Origin of the sequence: Pseudomonas sp. Irchel s3f19, assembly GCF_900187555.1 — a bacterium.
GTDB lineage: Bacteria > Pseudomonadota > Gammaproteobacteria > Pseudomonadales > Pseudomonadaceae > Aquipseudomonas > Aquipseudomonas capeferrum.
Genome location: NZ_FYDW01000002.1, coordinates 277,106 through 294,686, shown reverse-complemented (window position 1 = coordinate 294,686; position 17,581 = coordinate 277,106). Strand labels below are relative to the sequence as shown.

Annotated in this window: 17 protein-coding genes; 13 read left to right on the top strand and 4 right to left on the bottom strand. The window is 63.4% G+C overall.

What is annotated here, in order from left to right; all coding sequences use genetic code 11:
- Nucleotides 1-6: 6 nt before the first annotated feature.
- Nucleotides 7-1,542, bottom strand: coding sequence for an HDOD domain-containing protein (locus CKW22_RS05305; RefSeq protein ID WP_047582298.1), 1,536 nt, complete (start codon nucleotides 1,540-1,542; stop codon nucleotides 7-9).
- Between the two features lie 130 nt (nucleotides 1,543-1,672).
- On the opposite strand from CKW22_RS05305, the gene motA reads away from it, so the two are divergent.
- Complete coding sequence (motA, locus tag CKW22_RS05300; protein WP_033701822.1) at nucleotides 1,673-2,524, top strand: flagellar motor stator protein MotA; 852 nt, start codon at nucleotides 1,673-1,675, stop codon at nucleotides 2,522-2,524.
- A gap of 3 nt (nucleotides 2,525-2,527) precedes the next feature.
- Entirely contained in the window at nucleotides 2,528-3,553 is a 1,026-nt protein-coding gene (motB, locus tag CKW22_RS05295; RefSeq protein ID WP_033701821.1) for a flagellar motor protein MotB, read from the top strand.
- Between the two features lie 117 nt (nucleotides 3,554-3,670).
- On the opposite strand, the gene CKW22_RS05290 is transcribed toward motB, so the two are convergent.
- On the bottom strand, nucleotides 3,671-4,150 hold the full coding sequence (locus CKW22_RS05290) for a molecular chaperone Tir (protein WP_033701820.1): 480 nt from the start codon (nucleotides 4,148-4,150) through the stop codon (nucleotides 3,671-3,673).
- Between the two features lie 122 nt (nucleotides 4,151-4,272).
- Nucleotides 4,273-5,304, bottom strand: coding sequence for a small ribosomal subunit biogenesis GTPase RsgA (rsgA, locus tag CKW22_RS05285; protein WP_033701819.1), 1,032 nt, complete (start codon nucleotides 5,302-5,304; stop codon nucleotides 4,273-4,275).
- Between the two features lie 141 nt (nucleotides 5,305-5,445).
- Between rsgA and orn the strand changes: the two genes are divergently transcribed.
- Both orn and CKW22_RS05275 read left to right on the top strand, forming a co-directional pair.
- A complete protein-coding gene (gene orn / locus CKW22_RS05280) occupies nucleotides 5,446-5,988 on the top strand; it encodes an oligoribonuclease (protein ID WP_033701818.1) in 543 nt (180 codons plus the stop codon).
- Nucleotides 5,989-6,079: 91 nt separating this feature from the next.
- On the top strand, nucleotides 6,080-6,691 hold the full coding sequence (locus CKW22_RS05275) for a trimeric intracellular cation channel family protein (protein ID WP_033701817.1): 612 nt from the start codon (nucleotides 6,080-6,082) through the stop codon (nucleotides 6,689-6,691).
- A 24-nt stretch (nucleotides 6,692-6,715) separates the two neighbouring features.
- Here CKW22_RS05275 and queG read toward each other — a convergent pair whose 3' ends face one another.
- Nucleotides 6,716-7,780 (bottom strand): tRNA epoxyqueuosine(34) reductase QueG, encoded by a 1,065-nt coding sequence (gene queG, locus CKW22_RS05270; protein WP_033701816.1) that lies wholly within the window; start codon nucleotides 7,778-7,780, stop codon nucleotides 6,716-6,718.
- Between the two features lie 65 nt (nucleotides 7,781-7,845).
- On the opposite strand from queG, the gene CKW22_RS05265 reads away from it, so the two are divergent.
- The 9 genes from CKW22_RS05265 to hflC all read left to right on the top strand — a co-directional run bounded on the left by CKW22_RS05265 (nucleotide 7,846) and on the right by hflC (nucleotide 17,296).
- A complete protein-coding gene (locus tag CKW22_RS05265; RefSeq protein WP_095063880.1) occupies nucleotides 7,846-8,706 on the top strand; it encodes an NAD(P)H-hydrate dehydratase in 861 nt (286 codons plus the stop codon).
- On the top strand, nucleotides 8,694-9,158 hold the full coding sequence (gene tsaE, locus CKW22_RS05260; protein ID WP_033701813.1) for a tRNA (adenosine(37)-N6)-threonylcarbamoyltransferase complex ATPase subunit type 1 TsaE: 465 nt from the start codon (nucleotides 8,694-8,696) through the stop codon (nucleotides 9,156-9,158). The genes CKW22_RS05265 and tsaE overlap by 13 nt, the downstream gene beginning before the upstream one ends.
- Nucleotides 9,159-9,178: 20 nt before the next feature.
- On the top strand, nucleotides 9,179-10,612 hold the full coding sequence (locus CKW22_RS05255; RefSeq protein WP_095063879.1) for an N-acetylmuramoyl-L-alanine amidase: 1,434 nt from the start codon (nucleotides 9,179-9,181) through the stop codon (nucleotides 10,610-10,612).
- Nucleotides 10,609-12,507, top strand: coding sequence for a DNA mismatch repair endonuclease MutL (gene mutL, locus CKW22_RS05250; protein WP_047582303.1), 1,899 nt, complete (start codon nucleotides 10,609-10,611; stop codon nucleotides 12,505-12,507). The genes CKW22_RS05255 and mutL overlap by 4 nt, the downstream gene beginning before the upstream one ends.
- 1 nt (nucleotide 12,508) lies before the next feature.
- The gene (gene miaA, locus CKW22_RS05245; protein WP_047582306.1) at nucleotides 12,509-13,480 is read left to right on the top strand and encodes a tRNA (adenosine(37)-N6)-dimethylallyltransferase MiaA; all 972 of its coding nucleotides are present in this window, start codon (nucleotides 12,509-12,511) and stop codon (nucleotides 13,478-13,480) included.
- Between the two features lie 94 nt (nucleotides 13,481-13,574).
- Nucleotides 13,575-13,835: an RNA chaperone Hfq gene (gene hfq, locus CKW22_RS05240; RefSeq protein WP_003258160.1), complete on the top strand. Its 261-nt coding sequence runs from the start codon at nucleotides 13,575-13,577 to the stop codon at nucleotides 13,833-13,835.
- Between the two features lie 12 nt (nucleotides 13,836-13,847).
- A complete protein-coding gene (gene hflX / locus CKW22_RS05235; protein WP_095063878.1) occupies nucleotides 13,848-15,149 on the top strand; it encodes a ribosome rescue GTPase HflX in 1,302 nt (433 codons plus the stop codon).
- 96 nt (nucleotides 15,150-15,245) lie between these two features.
- Nucleotides 15,246-16,427, top strand: coding sequence for an FtsH protease activity modulator HflK (gene hflK, locus CKW22_RS05230; protein ID WP_033701807.1), 1,182 nt, complete (start codon nucleotides 15,246-15,248; stop codon nucleotides 16,425-16,427).
- Nucleotides 16,427-17,296: a protease modulator HflC gene (gene hflC / locus CKW22_RS05225; RefSeq protein ID WP_033701806.1), complete on the top strand. Its 870-nt coding sequence runs from the start codon at nucleotides 16,427-16,429 to the stop codon at nucleotides 17,294-17,296. The genes hflK and hflC overlap by 1 nt, the downstream gene beginning before the upstream one ends.
- The last annotated feature ends 285 nt before the right edge of the window (nucleotides 17,297-17,581 follow it).

The following is a 17,581-nucleotide window of genomic DNA, read 5'->3' as shown; positions in this document are numbered from 1 at the left end:
CAAGGCTCAGCCCTTGCGGTTGGCAAACACGGACAGCGCGCGCTCGATGCATTGCGCGGTTTTACCAAAGGCTTGCACGCTGATATCGGCCAGAGGGTTGCCGCCTTGGTCGGCCACCGCCAGCATCATGACCTGGTCGTTGACTGCCAGCGAGCGCAGCAGCAGGTGCTCGCTCCGGAAGAGCGCGCGCAGCGGTGCAGGCAGCAGGGCCGAGAACTGGCCGTGGTTTTCCGGGGTCAGGCGCAGTTGTCCGGCCTTGCTCATCAGTTTTTGCAGCAGCTTGCTTTGCGGCACTTGCAAGGCCATGGCAGCGGCTTCCTTGGGCAGGCCGGCGGTCTGCTGTACGCGCAGGTAGTCGGTCGCCTTGTCTAGGGTCAGCAGCATGATGCGCTGCATGCCGCAGGCCAGCAGGGCCTCGCGGGCCTGGGTGGCCAGGTGCACGGTATTGGTGAACGGGCTTGGCTGCGCCAGCAGGTCCTGGCACAGCGTGCGCCAGCGGTTCAGTTCTTCACTGCTGGGCGGCGGTGGCGCCAGCATGCCTGGGTGCGGGCGGCGTTGCTGCCAGGGCCAGATCAGCGCTTCGGCCGGGTGGAACAGTGCCTGGTGGGCATGGCGCCGGGCGCTGGCCGCCGCTTGTTGGTGAACCTGCTGCTGCACGTCATCCAGCGACGTCTGCAGGTACAGCGCGGTCAGCAACTGCCAGCGCAGCAGGTGCGGGTTGTCCCAGCCCACCTGCGCCGCCAGGGCCAGGCCGTTGGCCAGCAGCGCGGTATTGGCCGGCTGGTTGAACCAGCGGCGCAGGCCGGGCTCCTCATCCAGGCGGTGTTGCTGGCTCAGCACGTCCTGATCGCGGGCAATGTTGAACACCTGCGCCAGTTGCTCGCGTTCATCCAGCAGCATGCGGTAGCCCTGGGTCACCCATTGCGGCAGGCGCCAGTACTCGGCCATGGTCTGGCACAGCGCCATGATGCGCACACCGAACAGTTCCTGCTCCACCTCGGCGGCTTTCTCACCCTTGTGGATAACCCGCAGCTCCCAGGTGTCGAGCAGCTTCGGGTAGGCCAGTGCCAGCGGCCAGAGTGGGGCGAGGAACAGCAGGCTGCCCCAGTGGATTTCTTGCCACAAGCGCGCCAGGCGGCTGGCGAACAGGCCGCTGGCCTGCTGCGAGGCGTGCTGGCTGATCAGCTGGAACTGGCCCAGTACCGGCGGGACCTCGTCGGCTGGCAGCGAGGGCAGGCGCTTGAGCAACTGCTCGATACGCGTCAGGCCCAGCCGGTTCAGGGCAATTTCCAGGCTCTCGGCGGGCTCGGCCTGGCTGGCGTTGGCCGGGTGATTGGCCTCACGCATGACCGAAAGCACCAGTGCCGGGCTATCCTGCATCAGTTCGGCGATATCGCGCAGGGAGCGGCGGCTGTCGTTTATGGCCGCCAATACCCGGTCGTAACTCTGTTTCGGCACAGGTATGCGAACACTCTCCAGCAGCTTTACCCAGGCCTCTAACGTACGTGGCGGCTGAGCGGGCACCTTGGTTTCAATTGGCATTTTGACATCAGTCCGAACTGGCTTTTCGCTTTGAGTGGCTATAGTCTGGCGCAGTTCTGCCGATAAGTAGAAGAAGAGTTTTAAAGCTCCCGTCTCTCACCCTGACCACGACAGCAAGTGCTTTGAACCTATGGCTAAAATTATCGGCATCATCGTCGTATTCGCGAGCGTGCTCGGCGGATACGTGCTCTCCCACGGCAAGATCGCGGCGCTGATCCAGCCGTTCGAAGTACTGATCATCGGCGGTGCGGCCTTCGGTGCATTCTTGCAGGCCAACCCTGGCCACATGACTATGCACGTCATCAAGAAGTCGATGAAGATGTTCGGCTCGCGCTTCACCCACGCCTATTACCTGGAGGTGCTGGGCCTGGTGTACGAGATCCTCAACAAGAGCCGTCGTGAAGGCATGATGGCCATCGAGAGTGATATCGAGGACGCCGCGGCCAGCCCCATCTTCGCCAAGTACCCCACCGTACTGGCTGATGAGCGCATGACCGCGTTCGTCTGCGACTACTTGCGCATCATGTCCACCGGCAACATGGCCCCGCACGAGCTCGAAGGCTTGTTCGACATGGAGCTGCTGAGCATGAAGGAAGAGCTCGAACACCCCTCCCATGCGGTGAACGGCATTGCCGACGGCATGCCGGGCTTCGGTATCGTTGCGGCGGTACTCGGCATCGTGGTGACCATGGCCTCGCTCGGCGAGGGCGACCAGGCGGCCATCGGCATGCACGTGGGTGCGGCACTGGTCGGTACCTTCTTCGGTATCCTGGCGGCCTATGGCTTCTTCGGCCCGTTGGCCAAGTGCCTGGAGCACGATGCCAAGGAAGAGATCAACCTGTACGAGTCGATCAAGGCCTCGCTGGTCGCGTCGGCCTCGGGCATGCCACCGTCCCTGGCTGTCGAGTTCGGTCGCAAGGTGCTTTACCCCAAGCATCGCCCAAGTTTTGCCGAGCTGGAACAAGCGGTTCGCGGTCGCTGAGTCATGGAGAACAATCAGCCGATAATCATCAAGCGCGTCAAGCGCTTCGGCGGCGGCCACCATGGCGGCGCCTGGAAAATCGCCTTTGCCGACTTCGCCACGGCGATGATGGCGTTTTTCCTGGTGCTCTGGCTGTTGTCCACAGCCACGCCTGAGCAGAAGATCGCCATTGCCGGCTATTTCAAGGACCCGATCGGCTTTTCCGAGAGTGGCACGCCCTACGTCATCGACCTGGGCGGTTCGCCCGAGATGGCACCGGAGAAGACTATCAACCCTGAAGTGAAGTCCGAACCGACGCCTGAATCCAGCGTTCAGCTGAGCAAGGACCAGGTCGAGACCATGGCCGAGCAGGTCGAACGCGAGCGCCTCGAGTTGTTGCTGCAGGAGCTGCAGAACAAGGTCGAGGAAAACCCGCAACTGCAGAAGTTCAAGGACCAGATTCTGTTCGAGATCACTCAGGACGGCTTGCGTATCCAGATCATGGATGCCGAGAACCGGCCGATGTTCGACATCGGCAGTGCGCGCTTGCAGCCGTATTTCGAGGACATCCTGCTGGCCATGGCCGACACCATCAAGGCGGTGCCGAACAAGATCAGCATCAGTGGCCACACTGATGCCAAGCCGTTTGCTGGCACCGGTGAGTTCGGCAACTGGGAACTGTCGGCCAACCGTGCCAACGCGGCGCGGCGCGCGCTGGTCGCTGGCGGCTATCCGGACGAGCAAGTGGCCCGGGTGGTGGGTTACGCCTCGTCGTCGTTGTTCGACCGCAAGGACCCGTTCAACCCGGTCAACCGGCGCATCGACATCATCGTGCTGACCAAGAAGGCCCAGCGCAACATCGAGGGTGAACAGGCAGCGCCCGAAACGCCGCCGGCCGAGCCAGCAGCACCTGCCGACACCGCACCGGGCGCCTCGGCCCCGGCTGTACCAGAGGCCGAGCAGGCACCGATGCAGCCGCGTGAGCTGCGCGAGAAGCTGAACATCTTCGAGGATGGGGCGCTGAAGCTGGACGACGCCAAAGAGCAGTAACCCCTCGCGCAGCCGCTCCGATAGACAAACAGTTATCGCATTGATAGCTGTGCCTCTGTGGGGGGCGGGCTTGCCCCGCGAGCACCGGCGAAGCCGGTGCCAGCCATCACATGGCCCTCAAAACCCTCGGCGGATCTTGGCCTTGAGATCGGCATGAAAGAAATCGGCATTATCCCTGTCAGCACCCAACCCTCGCCCTGGCGGCAGTGTCATGGCCCGCTCGAACGTGCGCTCGTCATGATAGGCCCGCACGAACAGGTCGATATGCGCCCGCTCACGCATGCACGGCCACCTGCCCAGGCATTCCGGTAGTGGCGCGGGCCCTTTGCGATAGAAGCTGATCCGCCGGCAGGCCATTGCCGCAGCCCCCAGCAGCCAAGCAGTCCACCAGTCTTCGGCAGCGTCGGCGGGCAGCACCCCGACCCAATGAGTAGCATCGCTCATCTGCTGGCAAAAACTGCCATGCAGGTCATCGCGGGTATGCCCTTCGCTGTCAAGCTGTACCACTTGGGTGGCGATGCCTTCGAGCAGCAGGCGCTCATTGAGGATGAACGCATCGAGCCGCTCTTCGTGGCGGTAGCTGATAAGAACCGGCATGGCGGTTGCCCTCCCTGATAGAAGGCATGACCATCAGCGAAAGCAGTAGAAGGGGCAATAGATGACGGTAAAACCGGAGCGGTCCTACATGCCCCGGTAATACTTCCTACAATAAAGGCTAATCAGTAGCTGTCTTCCGGCAGGCTGGCGATGATCGAGCGGTAGCTGTTCATGCGCTGCTGCTTGATACGGCCATCGTCCAAGGCCTGGAGCAGTGCGCAGCCTGGCTCGCGGTCATGTTTGCAATCGCGGAAGCGGCAGGTGCCGAACAGGTCGCGAAACTCGATGAAACCGTCTTCCACGTCATCGCGGCTGACATGGCCCAGGCCAAATTCGCGAATGCCCGGCGAGTCGATCAGGTCGCCGCCGTTGGGGAAGTGGTACAGGCGCGCGGTAGTGGTGGTGTGCGTGCCCTGGCCCGACCACTCGGACAGGTCACCGACGCGGGTGTCGGCGGCAGGCAGCAGGCTGTTGACCAGGGACGACTTGCCCACGCCCGACTGGCCGACGAATACGCTGATGTGCCCGTCCAGCATCTGTTGCAGGCGTTGCATGCCATCACCCTGGTGGGCAGAAACCTCCAGCAAGGGGTAGCCGAGGTCGCGATAGACTTCGAGCAGCGCATGCAGGGCCGGGCCGTTCTCGTCGTTGATCAGGTCGGCCTTGTTCAGCAGCAGCAGCGGACGGATGCCGGCATGCTCGGCGGCTACCAGGTAGCGGTCGATCAGGTTCGGGTGTGGCTCGGGCGCTGGCGCGAAGACGATCACGATCAGGTCGACGTTGGCCGCCACCGGCTTGAGCTGGCCGTGGTTGTTCGGCCGGCACAGTTCGGTGCTGCGCGGCATCTGCGCGACGATCACGCCGATGCCTTGGTTACCTGCACGCCAGACCACACGGTCGCCTGTGACCAGTGCAGGCAGGTTGGCCCGCAGGTGGCAACGGAACACCTGGCCGGCCGTATCGCCGTCCTGGGCCTCGACCTCGACCTGCACACCAAAGTGGGCAATCACCAGGCCCAGTTGTTCTGGCCCCAGGTCGCCGCCCTCCAGTTCATGCAGCGTGTGCTGCTCGCGTTTGGCGGCGCGAGCGGCGCGCTCGTTCTGGATTTTTTCGATACGCCAGTTTTGGCGACGATTGAGCTGGCGTTTGGCCATGAAGGTTCCGTGCTGGGACAGATTGAAAACGGCAGGCAGTTTAGCACGCCGGGCGCTCGACCATTGGGCTTACCTTTGCGCCGCGCATGCGCCGGCCGCCCCCGCTAGGCTACTATGACGGCCTATACGAGGAGCCCCTGCATGCACAACCCACAGAACCTGATCTGGATCGACCTGGAAATGACCGGCCTGGATCCGGACAGCGACGTCATCATCGAGATGGCCACGATTGTCACCGACAGCGATCTGAACACCCTGGCCGAAGGCCCGGTGATCGCCATTCACCACAGTGACGAAGTGCTGGCGCGCATGGACGAGTGGAACACCCGTACCCACGGCGGCTCGGGCCTGACCCAGCGTGTGCGCGAAAGCCGCGTCAGCATGGCCGAGGCCGAGGCGCAGACCATCGCCTTCCTCGAGCAGTGGGTGCCCAAAGGCAAGTCGCCCATCTGCGGCAACAGCATCTGCCAGGACCGCCGTTTCCTTTATCGCCATATGCGCAACCTGGAAAACTACTTCCATTACCGCAACCTCGACGTCTCGACCCTCAAGGAGCTGGCCGCACGCTGGGCGCCGAATGTTCGCGACAGCTTCAAGAAGGGCGGCACCCACCTGGCGCTGGACGATATCCGCGAGTCGATCGCCGAGTTGCGCCACTACCGCGAGCACTTCATCAAGGTGTGAGCTGAAAGGGCGCAGATATTGTGTCTGCGCCCTCTTTTGGTGCCTCGGGCAACTGGTTAGACTGCGCGCCTTTCTCGCACGGACTCGCACCATGTTGTTGATGCTCTACCTCATTGCCATCACCGCTGAAGCCATGACCGGTGCCTTGTCTGCCGGCCGCCGCGGCATGGACTGGTTTGGCGTGGTGCTGATTGCCTGCGTCACCGCCCTGGGCGGTGGCTCGGTGCGTGACGTGCTGCTTGGGCACTACCCGCTGACCTGGGTCAAGCACCCGGAGTACCTGGTACTGACCAGCTGTGCGGCACTGCTGACGATTTTCATCGCACCGATGATGCGCCGCCTGCGTTCATTGTTCCTGGTGCTCGATGCCCTGGGGTTGGTGGCGTTTACCTTGATCGGTTGCATGACGGCGCTGGAGATGGGGCAGGGCATGCTGGTGGCGTCGATCAGCGGGGTAATCACCGGGGTATTCGGTGGGATCTTGCGCGATATCTTCTGTAACGACATCCCGCTGGTGTTCCGCCGGGAGCTGTATGCCAGCGTGTCGTTTGCGGCGGCATGGTTCTATCTGGGCTGCGTGCACTTTCAGCTGCCGGCGGAGCAGGCGACGTTGCTGACCTTGTTTGGCGGGTTTCTGCTGCGTTTGCTGGCGATCAGGTTTCATTGGGAAATGCCCAAGTTTCATTACAACGACCAGCAGTGAGGGGCCTCGCCCGCCTGACCCCACCTACACCTGTCCGTGACGCGCCAGCGCCCACTCGACATGCTCACGCACCAGTGCCGACGGGTCATCCCGTCGGGCCTTCAAGGCCTCCAGCACCGGAATCGTCGAAGGGGCATTGCCCAACCCCACCGCCAGGTTTCGCAGCCAGCGTTCATACCCCGCCCGCCGCAATGGCCCGCCTTCGGTCTTGCGCAAAAAAGTCTTCTCATCCCACAGGAACATCTCGGCCAACTCGGCATTCTCCAGCCCATGCCGGGGTTGGAAGTCACTCTCCTGGGTGGGCCGGGCAAAGCGGTTCCATGGGCAGACGATCTGGCAGTCATCGCAGCCGAACACTCGATTGCCCATCATCGAACGCAACTCGACGGGAATCGCACCCTTCAGCTCGATGGTCAGGTACGAGATGCAGCGCCTGGCATCCAGCACATAGGGGCCGACAAAGGCCTGGGTCGGGCAGATGTCCAGGCACGCCTGGCAGCGCCCGCAGTGCTCGCTGGTATGTGCTTCGTCCACCGGCAGCGGCAGGTCGACGAACAGCTCGGCAAGGAAGAAGTAGCTACCGGCCTTGCGATTGAGCAGCAGGGTGTTCTTGCCGATCCAACCCAGCCCAGCTTGCTCGGCAATCGCCTTTTCCAGCACCGGGGCGCTGTCGACGAACGCCCGGTAACCGAACGGGCCAATGTCTTCCTGGATGCGATCGGCCAGGTGCTGCACGCGTTTGCGCACCAGCTTGTGGTAGTCGCGGCCAAGGGCGTAGCGCGATACGTAGGCCTTTTCTGGCTGGGCCAGGCGTTGCGCCATCTGCGTGTCGCCTGGCAAGTAGTCCATGCGCAGCGACACCACCCGTACCGTGCCGGGGATCAACTGGTCAGGGTGGGCACGCTTGCCGTCGTGAGCGGCCAGGTACTCCATTTCGCCCTGGTAGCCAGCGTCGAGCCAGCGTTGCAGGTGCTGTTCGTGCTCGCCAAGGTCCACACCGGCGATGCCGACGTGGGCAAAACCGAGTTCTCGGCCCCAATTCTTGATCGATTGGGCCAGTGCGGCGAGGTCAAGTGTGCAAGCGGACATGGATGGGCAAGGCAATACGGGCTCAGGTGCGTATAATTCTGCCAGACATTGGAGCCTTTGACCCCATGCCCCAGACCAAACACCCAGGTAGTGCCCCGCAACTGCTCAGTAGCGTGACCGTCGCGCACCTGCCGGCAAGGCAGGCGCATGCCCATAAAGGTGACTTTGGCCATGTGCTGGTGGTCGGTGGCGACCTCGGTACCGGCGGCGCGGTGCTGCTCAGTGCCGAGGCGGCGCTGCGCTGTGGCGCGGGCCTGGTCAGCGTGGCAACGCGGCCGGAACATGTCGGTGCGAGCCTGGCCCGCCTGCCAGAAACCATGTGCCTGGGCGTGAGTTCGGCCAATCAGTTGATGGGCGTGCTGGAGCGCGCCTCGGTGCTGGTGGTCGGCCCGGGGCTGGGGCAGGGCGGATGGGGCCGCAGCCTGCTGTCGGCAGTGGCCAATGCCGCGCGCCCGCAGGTGTGGGATGCCGATGCGTTGAACTTGCTGGCGCGCACGCCGCTGGCCCTGCCCAGTGGCAGCATCCTGACCCCGCACCCTGGGGAGGCGGCGCGGTTGCTGGGGATTTCCACCGAGGCCGTTCAGGCCGACCGACCGGGCGCTGCTCGCAAGCTCGCCCGCCGCTATGCCAGCGTCTGCGTGCTCAAGGGCGCCGGCACCCTGGTGGCCGACCCTGGTGGGCAACTGGCGCGCTGTGACCGTGGCCACCCGGCCATGGCCGGTGCTGGTCTGGGCGACGTCCTCACCGGCGTGCTGGCGGCGCTGCTGGCTCAGGGCATGGCGGCCTGGCCGGCGGCCTGCCTGGGTGTCTGGCTGCATGCCTGTGCGGGCGAGCGCCTGGGCGTCAAGGGTAGAGGCTTGGCAGCCAGTGATCTGGCGCCGGTCATTCGTGAGTTGTTGGAGGAGCATTCTGCGTGTCTGGCTTAACCTTGTTTTTGGCCGATGAAGCGGCCATGGTCGCGTTTGGTGCGCGGCTTGCCGAAGTGACCGGCGGTCACGGCGTGATTTTTCTCGAAGGTGACCTGGGGGCTGGCAAGACCACGCTCTCGCGTGGCCTGATCCGCGGCCTGGGCCATACTGGTGCAGTCAAGAGCCCGACCTTCACCGTGGTCGAGCCTTACGAGATCGGAGACGTGCGCGCTTTCCATTTCGACCTGTATCGCCTGGTCGATCCGGAGGAGTTGGAGTACATGGGCATTCGTGACTACTTCGATGGCGATGCGTTGTGCCTGTTCGAGTGGCCAGAAAAGGGTGCGGGCGTTTTGCCAAAGCCTGACCTGACCATTACCATAAGCCCCCAAGCGCGCGGACGCTCGCTGAACCTTTCGCCGCAGGGGGCTCGCGGCGAGGCCTGGTGCGTGGCACTGGGCAAACACTAAAAACAGAAAGTGGGGTAGGTATGCGCATACGCGCACTGGTCGCCATCGTTGGTCTGCTGCTGACAACGGTGACCGTTGAGGCTCTGGCCGTCACACAAGTCAAGAGCGTGCGCCTGTGGCGCGCGCCGGACAACACGCGGCTGGTCTTCGACCTGTCTGGCCCCGTGCAGCACAGCGTCTTCACCCTCAGCGCACCTGATCGCCTGGTCATCGACATCAATGGCGCGACCCTGGCCGCGCCGTTGAACGTGGCCACGTCCAATACACCGATCAGCAGCGTGCGTTCGGCCCAGCGCACGCCTACCGACCTGCGCGTGGTGGTCGACCTGAAAAAGTCGGTCACACCCAAGAGCTTCACCCTCGCGCCCAATGCCCAGTACGGTAACCGCCTGGTGGTCGACCTGTACGACCAGGAGGCCGATGCCGTCGCCGCCAGCGCGCCGACCCCACCGCCTGCGCCAGTACAAACGCCTGCGACCACGCCGGCCGTGCCGGTGAGCCCGGCCCAACCGGCCATCAAGCTGCCACCGGTGCCTAGTGGCAAGCGTGACATCGTGGTCGCCATCGATGCCGGTCACGGCGGTGAAGACCCGGGCGCCTCTGGCTCGCGCGGGCAGCACGAAAAAGACATCGTGCTGCAGATCGCCAAGGAACTGCAGCGCCAGATCAACAGCGAGAAGGGCTTCCGCGCCGAGCTGACCCGTACCGGTGACTATTTCATCCCGTTGCGCAAACGCACCGAAATCGCCCGCAAGAAGGGCGCCGACCTGTTCGTCTCGATCCACGCCGACGCCGCGCCATCCAGGGCCGCCTTCGGTGCGTCGGTATTCGCCTTGTCCGACCGTGGCGCCACGTCCGAGACCGCGCGCTGGCTGGCCGACACGGAAAACCGCTCCGACCTGATCGGCGGTGCCGGCAACGTCAGCCTCGACGACAAGGACCGCATGCTGGCTGGCGTGTTGCTCGACCTGTCGATGACCGCCACCCTCAGCTCCAGCCTCAATGTCGGGCAGAAGGTACTGGGCAACATGGGCCGCGTCACTTCCCTGCACAAGCAGCGGGTGGAACAGGCGGGCTTCATGGTGTTGAAGTCGCCAGATATTCCGTCGATCCTCGTTGAAACAGGGTTTATCTCCAACGCTAACGAGGCGGCCAAACTGGCTACCCGCAGCCACCAGCAGGCCCTGGCGCGCTCGATCCACACCGGCGTGCGGCAGTTCTTCCAGCAGAATCCGCCGCCCGGCACCTACATCGCCTGGCTGCGTGATACCGGCAAGATCGCTGCCGGCCCACGTGAGCACACCGTGCGCCCTGGCGAAACCCTGGCCATGCTTGCGGTTCGCTATCAGGTCAGTGTGGCCAGCTTGCGCAGCACCAACAGCCTCAAGACCGATGAGCTGAAGGTCGGCCAGCGTCTCGATGTGCCAGCCACCACCCTGGCTTCGCAGCAATGAATGGTGGTTCGCGCATCCAGCTGCTAAGCCCGCGGCTGGCTAACCAGATTGCCGCCGGTGAGGTGGTCGAGCGCCCGGCTTCGGTGGCCAAGGAGCTGCTGGAGAACAGCCTCGACTCCGGTGCCCGGCGCATCGATGTCGAAGTCGAGCAGGGTGGGGTCAAGTTGCTGCGCGTGCGCGACGATGGCGGCGGGATCTCCGCCGACGACCTGCCGTTGGCCCTGGCCCGTCACGCCACCAGCAAGATCCGTGAGCTGGAAGACCTCGAAGGCGTGCTGAGCCTCGGTTTCAGGGGGGAGGCCCTGGCCTCGATCAGTTCGGTGGCGCGCCTGACCCTGACGTCACGCACGGCCAGTGCCGGCGAGGCCTGGCAGGTCGAGACCGAAGGCCGCGACATGACCCCGCGCGTGCAGCCTGCCGCGCACCCGGTCGGTACATCGGTCGAGGTGCGCGACCTGTTCTTCAACACCCCGGCGCGGCGCAAGTTCCTCAAGGCCGAGAAGACCGAATTCGACCACCTGCAGGAAGTCATCCGCCGCCTGGCCCTGGCCCGCTTCGATGTTGGTTTCCACCTGCGCCACAACGGCAAGAGCATCCTCAGCCTGCACGAGGCCCATGATGAAACCGCGCGTGCGCGGCGGGTCGGCGCCATTTGCGGGCCTGGCTTCATGGAGCAGGCGCTGCCCATCGATGTCGAGCGCAACGGCCTACGCCTGTGGGGCTGGGTAGGGCTGCCGACCTTCTCGCGTAGCCAGGCCGACCTGCAGTACTTCTTCGTCAACGGCCGGGCGGTGCGCGACAAGCTGGTGGCCCACGCTGTGCGCCAGGCGTACCGGGACGTGCTGTTCAACGGTCGGCACCCGACCTTCGTGCTGTTCCTGGAGCTTGAGCCTAACGGCGTCGACGTCAACGTGCACCCGACCAAGCACGAAGTGCGCTTTCGCGAAGGGCGTTCGGTGCACGACTTCCTTTACGGTACCTTGCACCGTGCCCTGGCCGATGTGCGCCCGGAAGACCAGTTGGCCGCGCCCGCCGCCGTTGCCGAAATCGTTCGCCCCAGTGGCCAACAGGCCGGTGAATTCGGGCCTCAGGGTGAGATGCGCCTGGCCTCGCCGGTGCTCGAACAGCCTCGGGCACCTCAGTTTTCGATTTCCAATGGTGGCAGTGGCGCGGGCTATCAGTCCCAGTACAGCCCGCGCCCGTCCCAGCCGTTGCCGACAGCCGAGTCGCAAGCCGTCTATCGCGAGTTCTACAAGCCGCTGGCCGACGTCGCCGAGACGCCGTCGTCGCTGCCCGAAAGCCAGGGTGATATTCCACCGCTGGGCTACGCCCTGGCCCAGCTCAAGGGCATCTATATTCTGGCCGAGAACGCCGTCGGCCTGGTGCTGGTGGACATGCACGCTGCGCATGAGCGGATCATGTACGAGCGGCTCAAGGTGGCCATGGCCAGCGAAGGCTTGAGCGGTCAGCCACTGCTGGTGCCCGAATCGCTGGCGATGAGCCAGCGCGAAGCTGACTGCGCCGAGGAACACGCCCAGTGGTTCCAGCGCCTGGGCTTCGAGCTGCAGCGCCTGGGCCCCGAGACTTTGGCGATCCGGCAGATCCCGGCGTTGCTCAAGCAGGCCGAGGCCAACCGCCTGGTACAGGATGTGCTCGCCGACCTGATGGAATACGGCACCAGCGACCGCATTCAGGCGCACCTCAACGAATTGCTCGGCACCATGGCCTGCCACGGCGCCGTGCGCGCCAACCGGCGCCTGGCCATCCCCGAGATGAACGCACTGCTGCGCGACATGGAAAGCACCGAGCGCAGCGGCCAGTGCAATCATGGCCGCCCGACCTGGACCCAAATGGGCCTGGACGATCTGGACAAACTTTTCCTGCGCGGTCGATGACATGAGCGGCAAGCCCCCAGCAATATTCCTCATGGGCCCGACGGCGGCCGGCAAGACCGACCTGGCCATCGAGCTGACCAAGGCCCTGCCCTGCGAGCTGATCAGTGTCGATTCGGCGCTGGTCTACCGCGGGATGGACATCGGTACCGCCAAGCCTTCCAAAGAGCTGCTTGCGGCTCACCCACACCGTTTGATCGACATTCTCGACCCGGCCGAAAGCTACTCCGCCGCACATTTTTGCACCGATGCCTTGCAGGCAATGGCCGAAATCACTGCGCGCGGCAAGATCCCGCTGCTGGTCGGCGGTACCATGCTGTATTACAAAGCCTTGATCGATGGCCTGGCGGACATGCCGCCGGCCGACGCCAGCGTGCGTGCCGAGCTGGAAGCCCAGGCGCGTGAACTGGGCCTGGCCGAATTGCACCGTCAGCTGGCCGAAGTGGACCCGGAATCGGCGGCGCGCATCCATCCGAATGACCCGCAGCGGCTGATACGTGCGCTTGAGGTTTACCGGGTCAGTGGCGAGAGCATGACGGCTCATCGCCAGCGTCAATACGCGGAAAGTCGCGGCGCAGACGCAGGCGCTGACGGACATTTGCCCTATACTGTCGCGAGTTTGGCGATTGCTCCTACAGATCGTCACATTTTGCATCAGCGAATTGCGTTACGATTTTCGCAGATGCTGGAACAGGGCTTCATCGACGAGGTCCGATCGCTGCGAGCCAGAAGTGACTTGCACGCCGGGTTGCCGTCTATACGGGCTGTGGGGTACAGGCAGGTCTGGGACTACCTGGATGGCAGGCTAAGTGAGAATGAGATGCGAGAGCGCGGTATCATTGCCACTCGCCAGCTGGCCAAGCGACAGTTCACCTGGTTGCGCGGTTGGTCCGACGTCCACTGGCTCGACAGCCTGGCCTGCGACAATCTGTCCCGCACCTTGAAATACCTGGGAAGCGTCTCCATATTGAGCTGAGTCCCTGCTAATTGCCGTCTATTCTTGCGAAGGGGCGGCCTAATTTATCGATTTTCTTGATTTTCTATTATTTATCCTTACAGGAGTGCGGCATATGTCAAAAGGGCATTCGCTACAAGACCCTTACTTGAACACTTTGAGAAAAGAAAAGGTTCCGGTTTCCATCTACCTGGTCAACGGGATCAAGCTGCAGGGCTCGATCGAATCGTTTGACCAGTTCGTTGTGCTGCTGAAGAACACCGTCAGCCAGATGGTGTACAAGCACGCCATTTCGACTGTGGTGCCTGCGCGTCCGGTTCGCCTGCCAAGCCCGTCCGATTCCGAACACGGTGACAGCGAGCCAGGCAACGCCTGATAGGAGCCTGCATTGTTCTTTGAGCGCCACGGTGGTGGTGAGCGGGCGCTGCTCGTTCACTTGGAAGGACAGAACCCTGAGGCGCGCGAAGACCCGCAGGAGTTTCAGGAGTTGGCTTTGTCGGCCGGGGCGGACATCGTCTCGCTGGTGACCGTGTCACGGCATCAGCCTACGGCCAAATACCTGATTGGCAGCGGCAAGGTCGAAGAATTGCGCGACCGGGTCAACGCCGATGAGGTCGACCTGGTGATTTTCAATCACACCCTCACGCCCAGCCAGGAGCGCAACCTCGAACGTGTCTTCGAGTGTCGCGTGCTTGATCGCACCGGGCTGATTCTCGATATCTTCGCCCAGCGGGCGCGTACCCATGAAGGCAAGCTGCAGGTCGAACTGGCCCAGCTCGAGCACATGAGCACGCGGCTGGTACGCGGCTGGACGCACCTTGAGCGGCAAAAAGGCGGTATCGGCCTGCGCGGTCCGGGTGAAACCCAGCTGGAAACCGACCGCCGCCTGCTGCGGGTGCGCCTGCGACAGATCAAGGCACGCCTTGAAAAAGTGCGTAGCCAGCGCGAACAGGCCCGTCGCGGCCGACGCCGCGCCGAGCTGCCGTCGGTCTCGCTGGTGGGTTACACCAACGCCGGCAAGTCCACCCTGTTCAACGCCCTGACTCAATCCGACGTCTACGCCGCCGACCAGCTCTTCGCCACCCTCGACCCGACCTTGCGCCGGCTCGAGCTGGATGACCTTGGGCCAATCGTGCTGGCCGACACTGTCGGCTTCATTCGCCACCTGCCGCACAAGCTGGTCGAGGCTTTTCGGGCTACGCTCGAAGAGTCGAGCAACTCCGACCTGCTGCTGCATGTGATCGATGCGCATGAGCCCGACCGCATGGAGCAGATCGAACAGGTTCTGGCGGTATTGGGCGAGATCGGCGCCGAAGGCTTGCCGATCCTTGAGGTGTATAACAAACTCGACCTGCTTGAAGATGTCGAGCCGCAGATCCAGCGCGATGCCGATGGCAAGCCGGAGCGGGTCTGGGTATCGGCACGAGACGGGCGTGGCCTGGAGCTGGTTGGCCAGGCGATTGCCGAGTTGCTGGGGGATGATCTGTTTGTCGGCACCCTGTGCCTGGAGCAGCGTTTTGCCCGCTTGCGCGCGCAATTCTTTGCCTTGGGGGCGGTGCAGAGTGAAGAGCATGATGAAGAAGGGCGCAGCCTGCTGAGCGTGCGACTGCCCAGGGTCGAGTTGAATCGTCTGGTCAGCCGCGAAGGCATGGAGCCGCAAGTGTTTGTCGAGCAACACACTTTGCAATAAATGCTCGTCGAGGTCGCCGGGCAGCAGTGACAGGCATTCTGTAGCATTGGACGGCGCGCCGTGGGCGCGTCTTTGCTTTATCAGATGGAGAGCGCTATGGCTTGGAACGAGCCGGGTGGCAACTCGAACAATCAGGATCCCTGGGGCGGCCGCCGTGGTGGCGGTGGCGGCGGTGGTGACAAGAAAGGTCCGCCGGATCTGGACGAGGCCTTCCGCAAACTGCAGGACAGCCTGAACGGCATGTTCGGCAGCGGCAAGAAACGTGGCGGCGGTGACCGCAATGTCGGCAGGGGTGGCGGCTACGGCCTGCTGGGCATTGGCCTGGCGGTGCTGGCGGCTATCTGGCTGTACAGTGCCGTGTACGTGGTGGACGAGCAGGAGCAAGCCGTTGTGCTGCGCTTCGGCAAGTACTACGAGACGGTAGGTCCCGGCCTGAACATCTACTTCCCGCCGATCGATCGCAAGTACCTGGAAAACGTCACGCGTGAGCGTGCCTACACCAAGCAGGGGCAAATGCTGACCGAAGACGAGAACATCGTCGAGGTGCCGCTGACCGTCCAGTACAAGATCACCAACCTGCAGGACTTCGTGCTCAACGTCGACCAGCCAGAGGTGAGCCTGCAGCATGCGACCGACAGTGCCCTGCGCCACGTGGTGGGTTCCACCTCGATGGACCAGGTGCTGACCGAAGGCCGTGAGCAGATGGCCGTGGACATCCGCGAGCGCCTGCAGCGCTTCCTCGACAACTACCGCACCGGTATCACCGTCACCCAGGTCAACGTACAGAGCGCGGCAGCCCCGCGCGAAGTGCAGGAAGCCTTCGACGACGTGATCCGCGCCCGCGAAGATGAGCAGCGTGCCCGCAACCAGGCCGAGTCCTACGCCAATGGCGTGGTGCCGGAAGCCCGTGGTCAGGCCCAGCGCATCATCGAGGATGCCAACGGTTACCGCGACGAAGTGATTGCCCGCGCCAAGGGTGAGGCCGACCGCTTCACCAAGCTGGTTACCGAGTACCACAAGGCACCTGACGTGACCCGTCAACGTCTGTACCTCGAAACCATGCAAGAGGTCTACAGCAATTCGAGCAAGGTCATGGTGGCAACCAAGGACGGGCAGAACAACCTGCTCTACCTGCCGCTGGACAAGATGGTCGAAGGCAGCCGCAACACGTCCGCACCGACCAGCAGCGTGTCTGCGTCGGTCAACGATGCGGCCGCGCGTGCGGCGCAGGACCTGCAACAGCAACAACAGCCGCTGCGCACTAGGGAGAGCCGCTGATGAGCAATAGATCGCTGATCGCCCTGATCGCCGCTGTGGTGCTGGCCGTCGTGGCCTGGAACTGCTTCTACATCGTCTCGCAGACCGAACGCGCCGTGCTGCTGCAATTCGGCCGTGTGGTCCAGGCGGATGTCCAGCCAGGCCTGCATGTGAAGGTTCCTTATGTGAACCAGGTGCGCAAGTTCGACGCCCGTCTGATGACCCTTGATGCTCCGACCCAGCGGTTCCTGACCCTGGAGAAGAAAGCGGTCATGGTCGACGCCTACGCCAAGTGGCGCGTCAAGGATGCCGAGCGCTTCTACACCGCCACGTCCGGCCTCAAGCAGATCGCCGACGAACGTCTGTCGCGTCGTCTGGAAAGCGGCCTGCGTGACCAGTTCGGTAAACGTACCCTGCACGAAGTGGTATCCGGTGAGCGTGACGCGTTGATGGCTGACATCACCGCTTCGCTGAACCGCATGGCCAACAAGGAGCTGGGTATCGAGGTGGTCGACGTTCGCGTCAAGGCCATCGACCTGCCGAAGGAAGTCAACCGCAGCGTGTTCGACCGTATGAGCACCGAGCGTGAACGTGAGGCTCGCGAGCATCGCGCCAAAGGTAACGAGTTGGCCGAGGGTATCCGTGCGGATGCCGACCGTCAGCGCCGTGTACTGCTGGCCGAAGCCTACCGTGAAGCTGAAGAAACCCGCGGTGACGGTGACGCCCAGGCGGCCGCCATCTACGCCAAGGCCTACACCCAGGACGCTGATTTCTATGCGTTCCACCGTAGCCTGCAGGCGTACCGCGAAAGCTTCTCCAGCAAGAGCGACGTGCTGGTCCTGGACCCGAAGAACGAGTTCTTCCGCTACCTGGACAAGAGCAAGCCTTGATGCTCTGAGCCCGTTTTCATTGGGGTAACGCCCCGCCTGGCAGCTAAAACACCAGGCGGGGTGCATCCTGAATGAAAAGGGGTGTATGATGAGGCAGCCGGGAAATTTCCCGGCTTTTTTGCGTCTGCAAGGTTGATTGGCACACGGCCAGTTGACGGTTTGGTCAGGTCGCAAGGCAATTCGAGGGTATTGGGTACGGTGGCTGCGCTGGGATCAGTGCTGCCCGCTGCTGTGCGCCGATACCTGCTTTACTGACGGCTCGCCACAGGCAGGCCGCCCGGACCA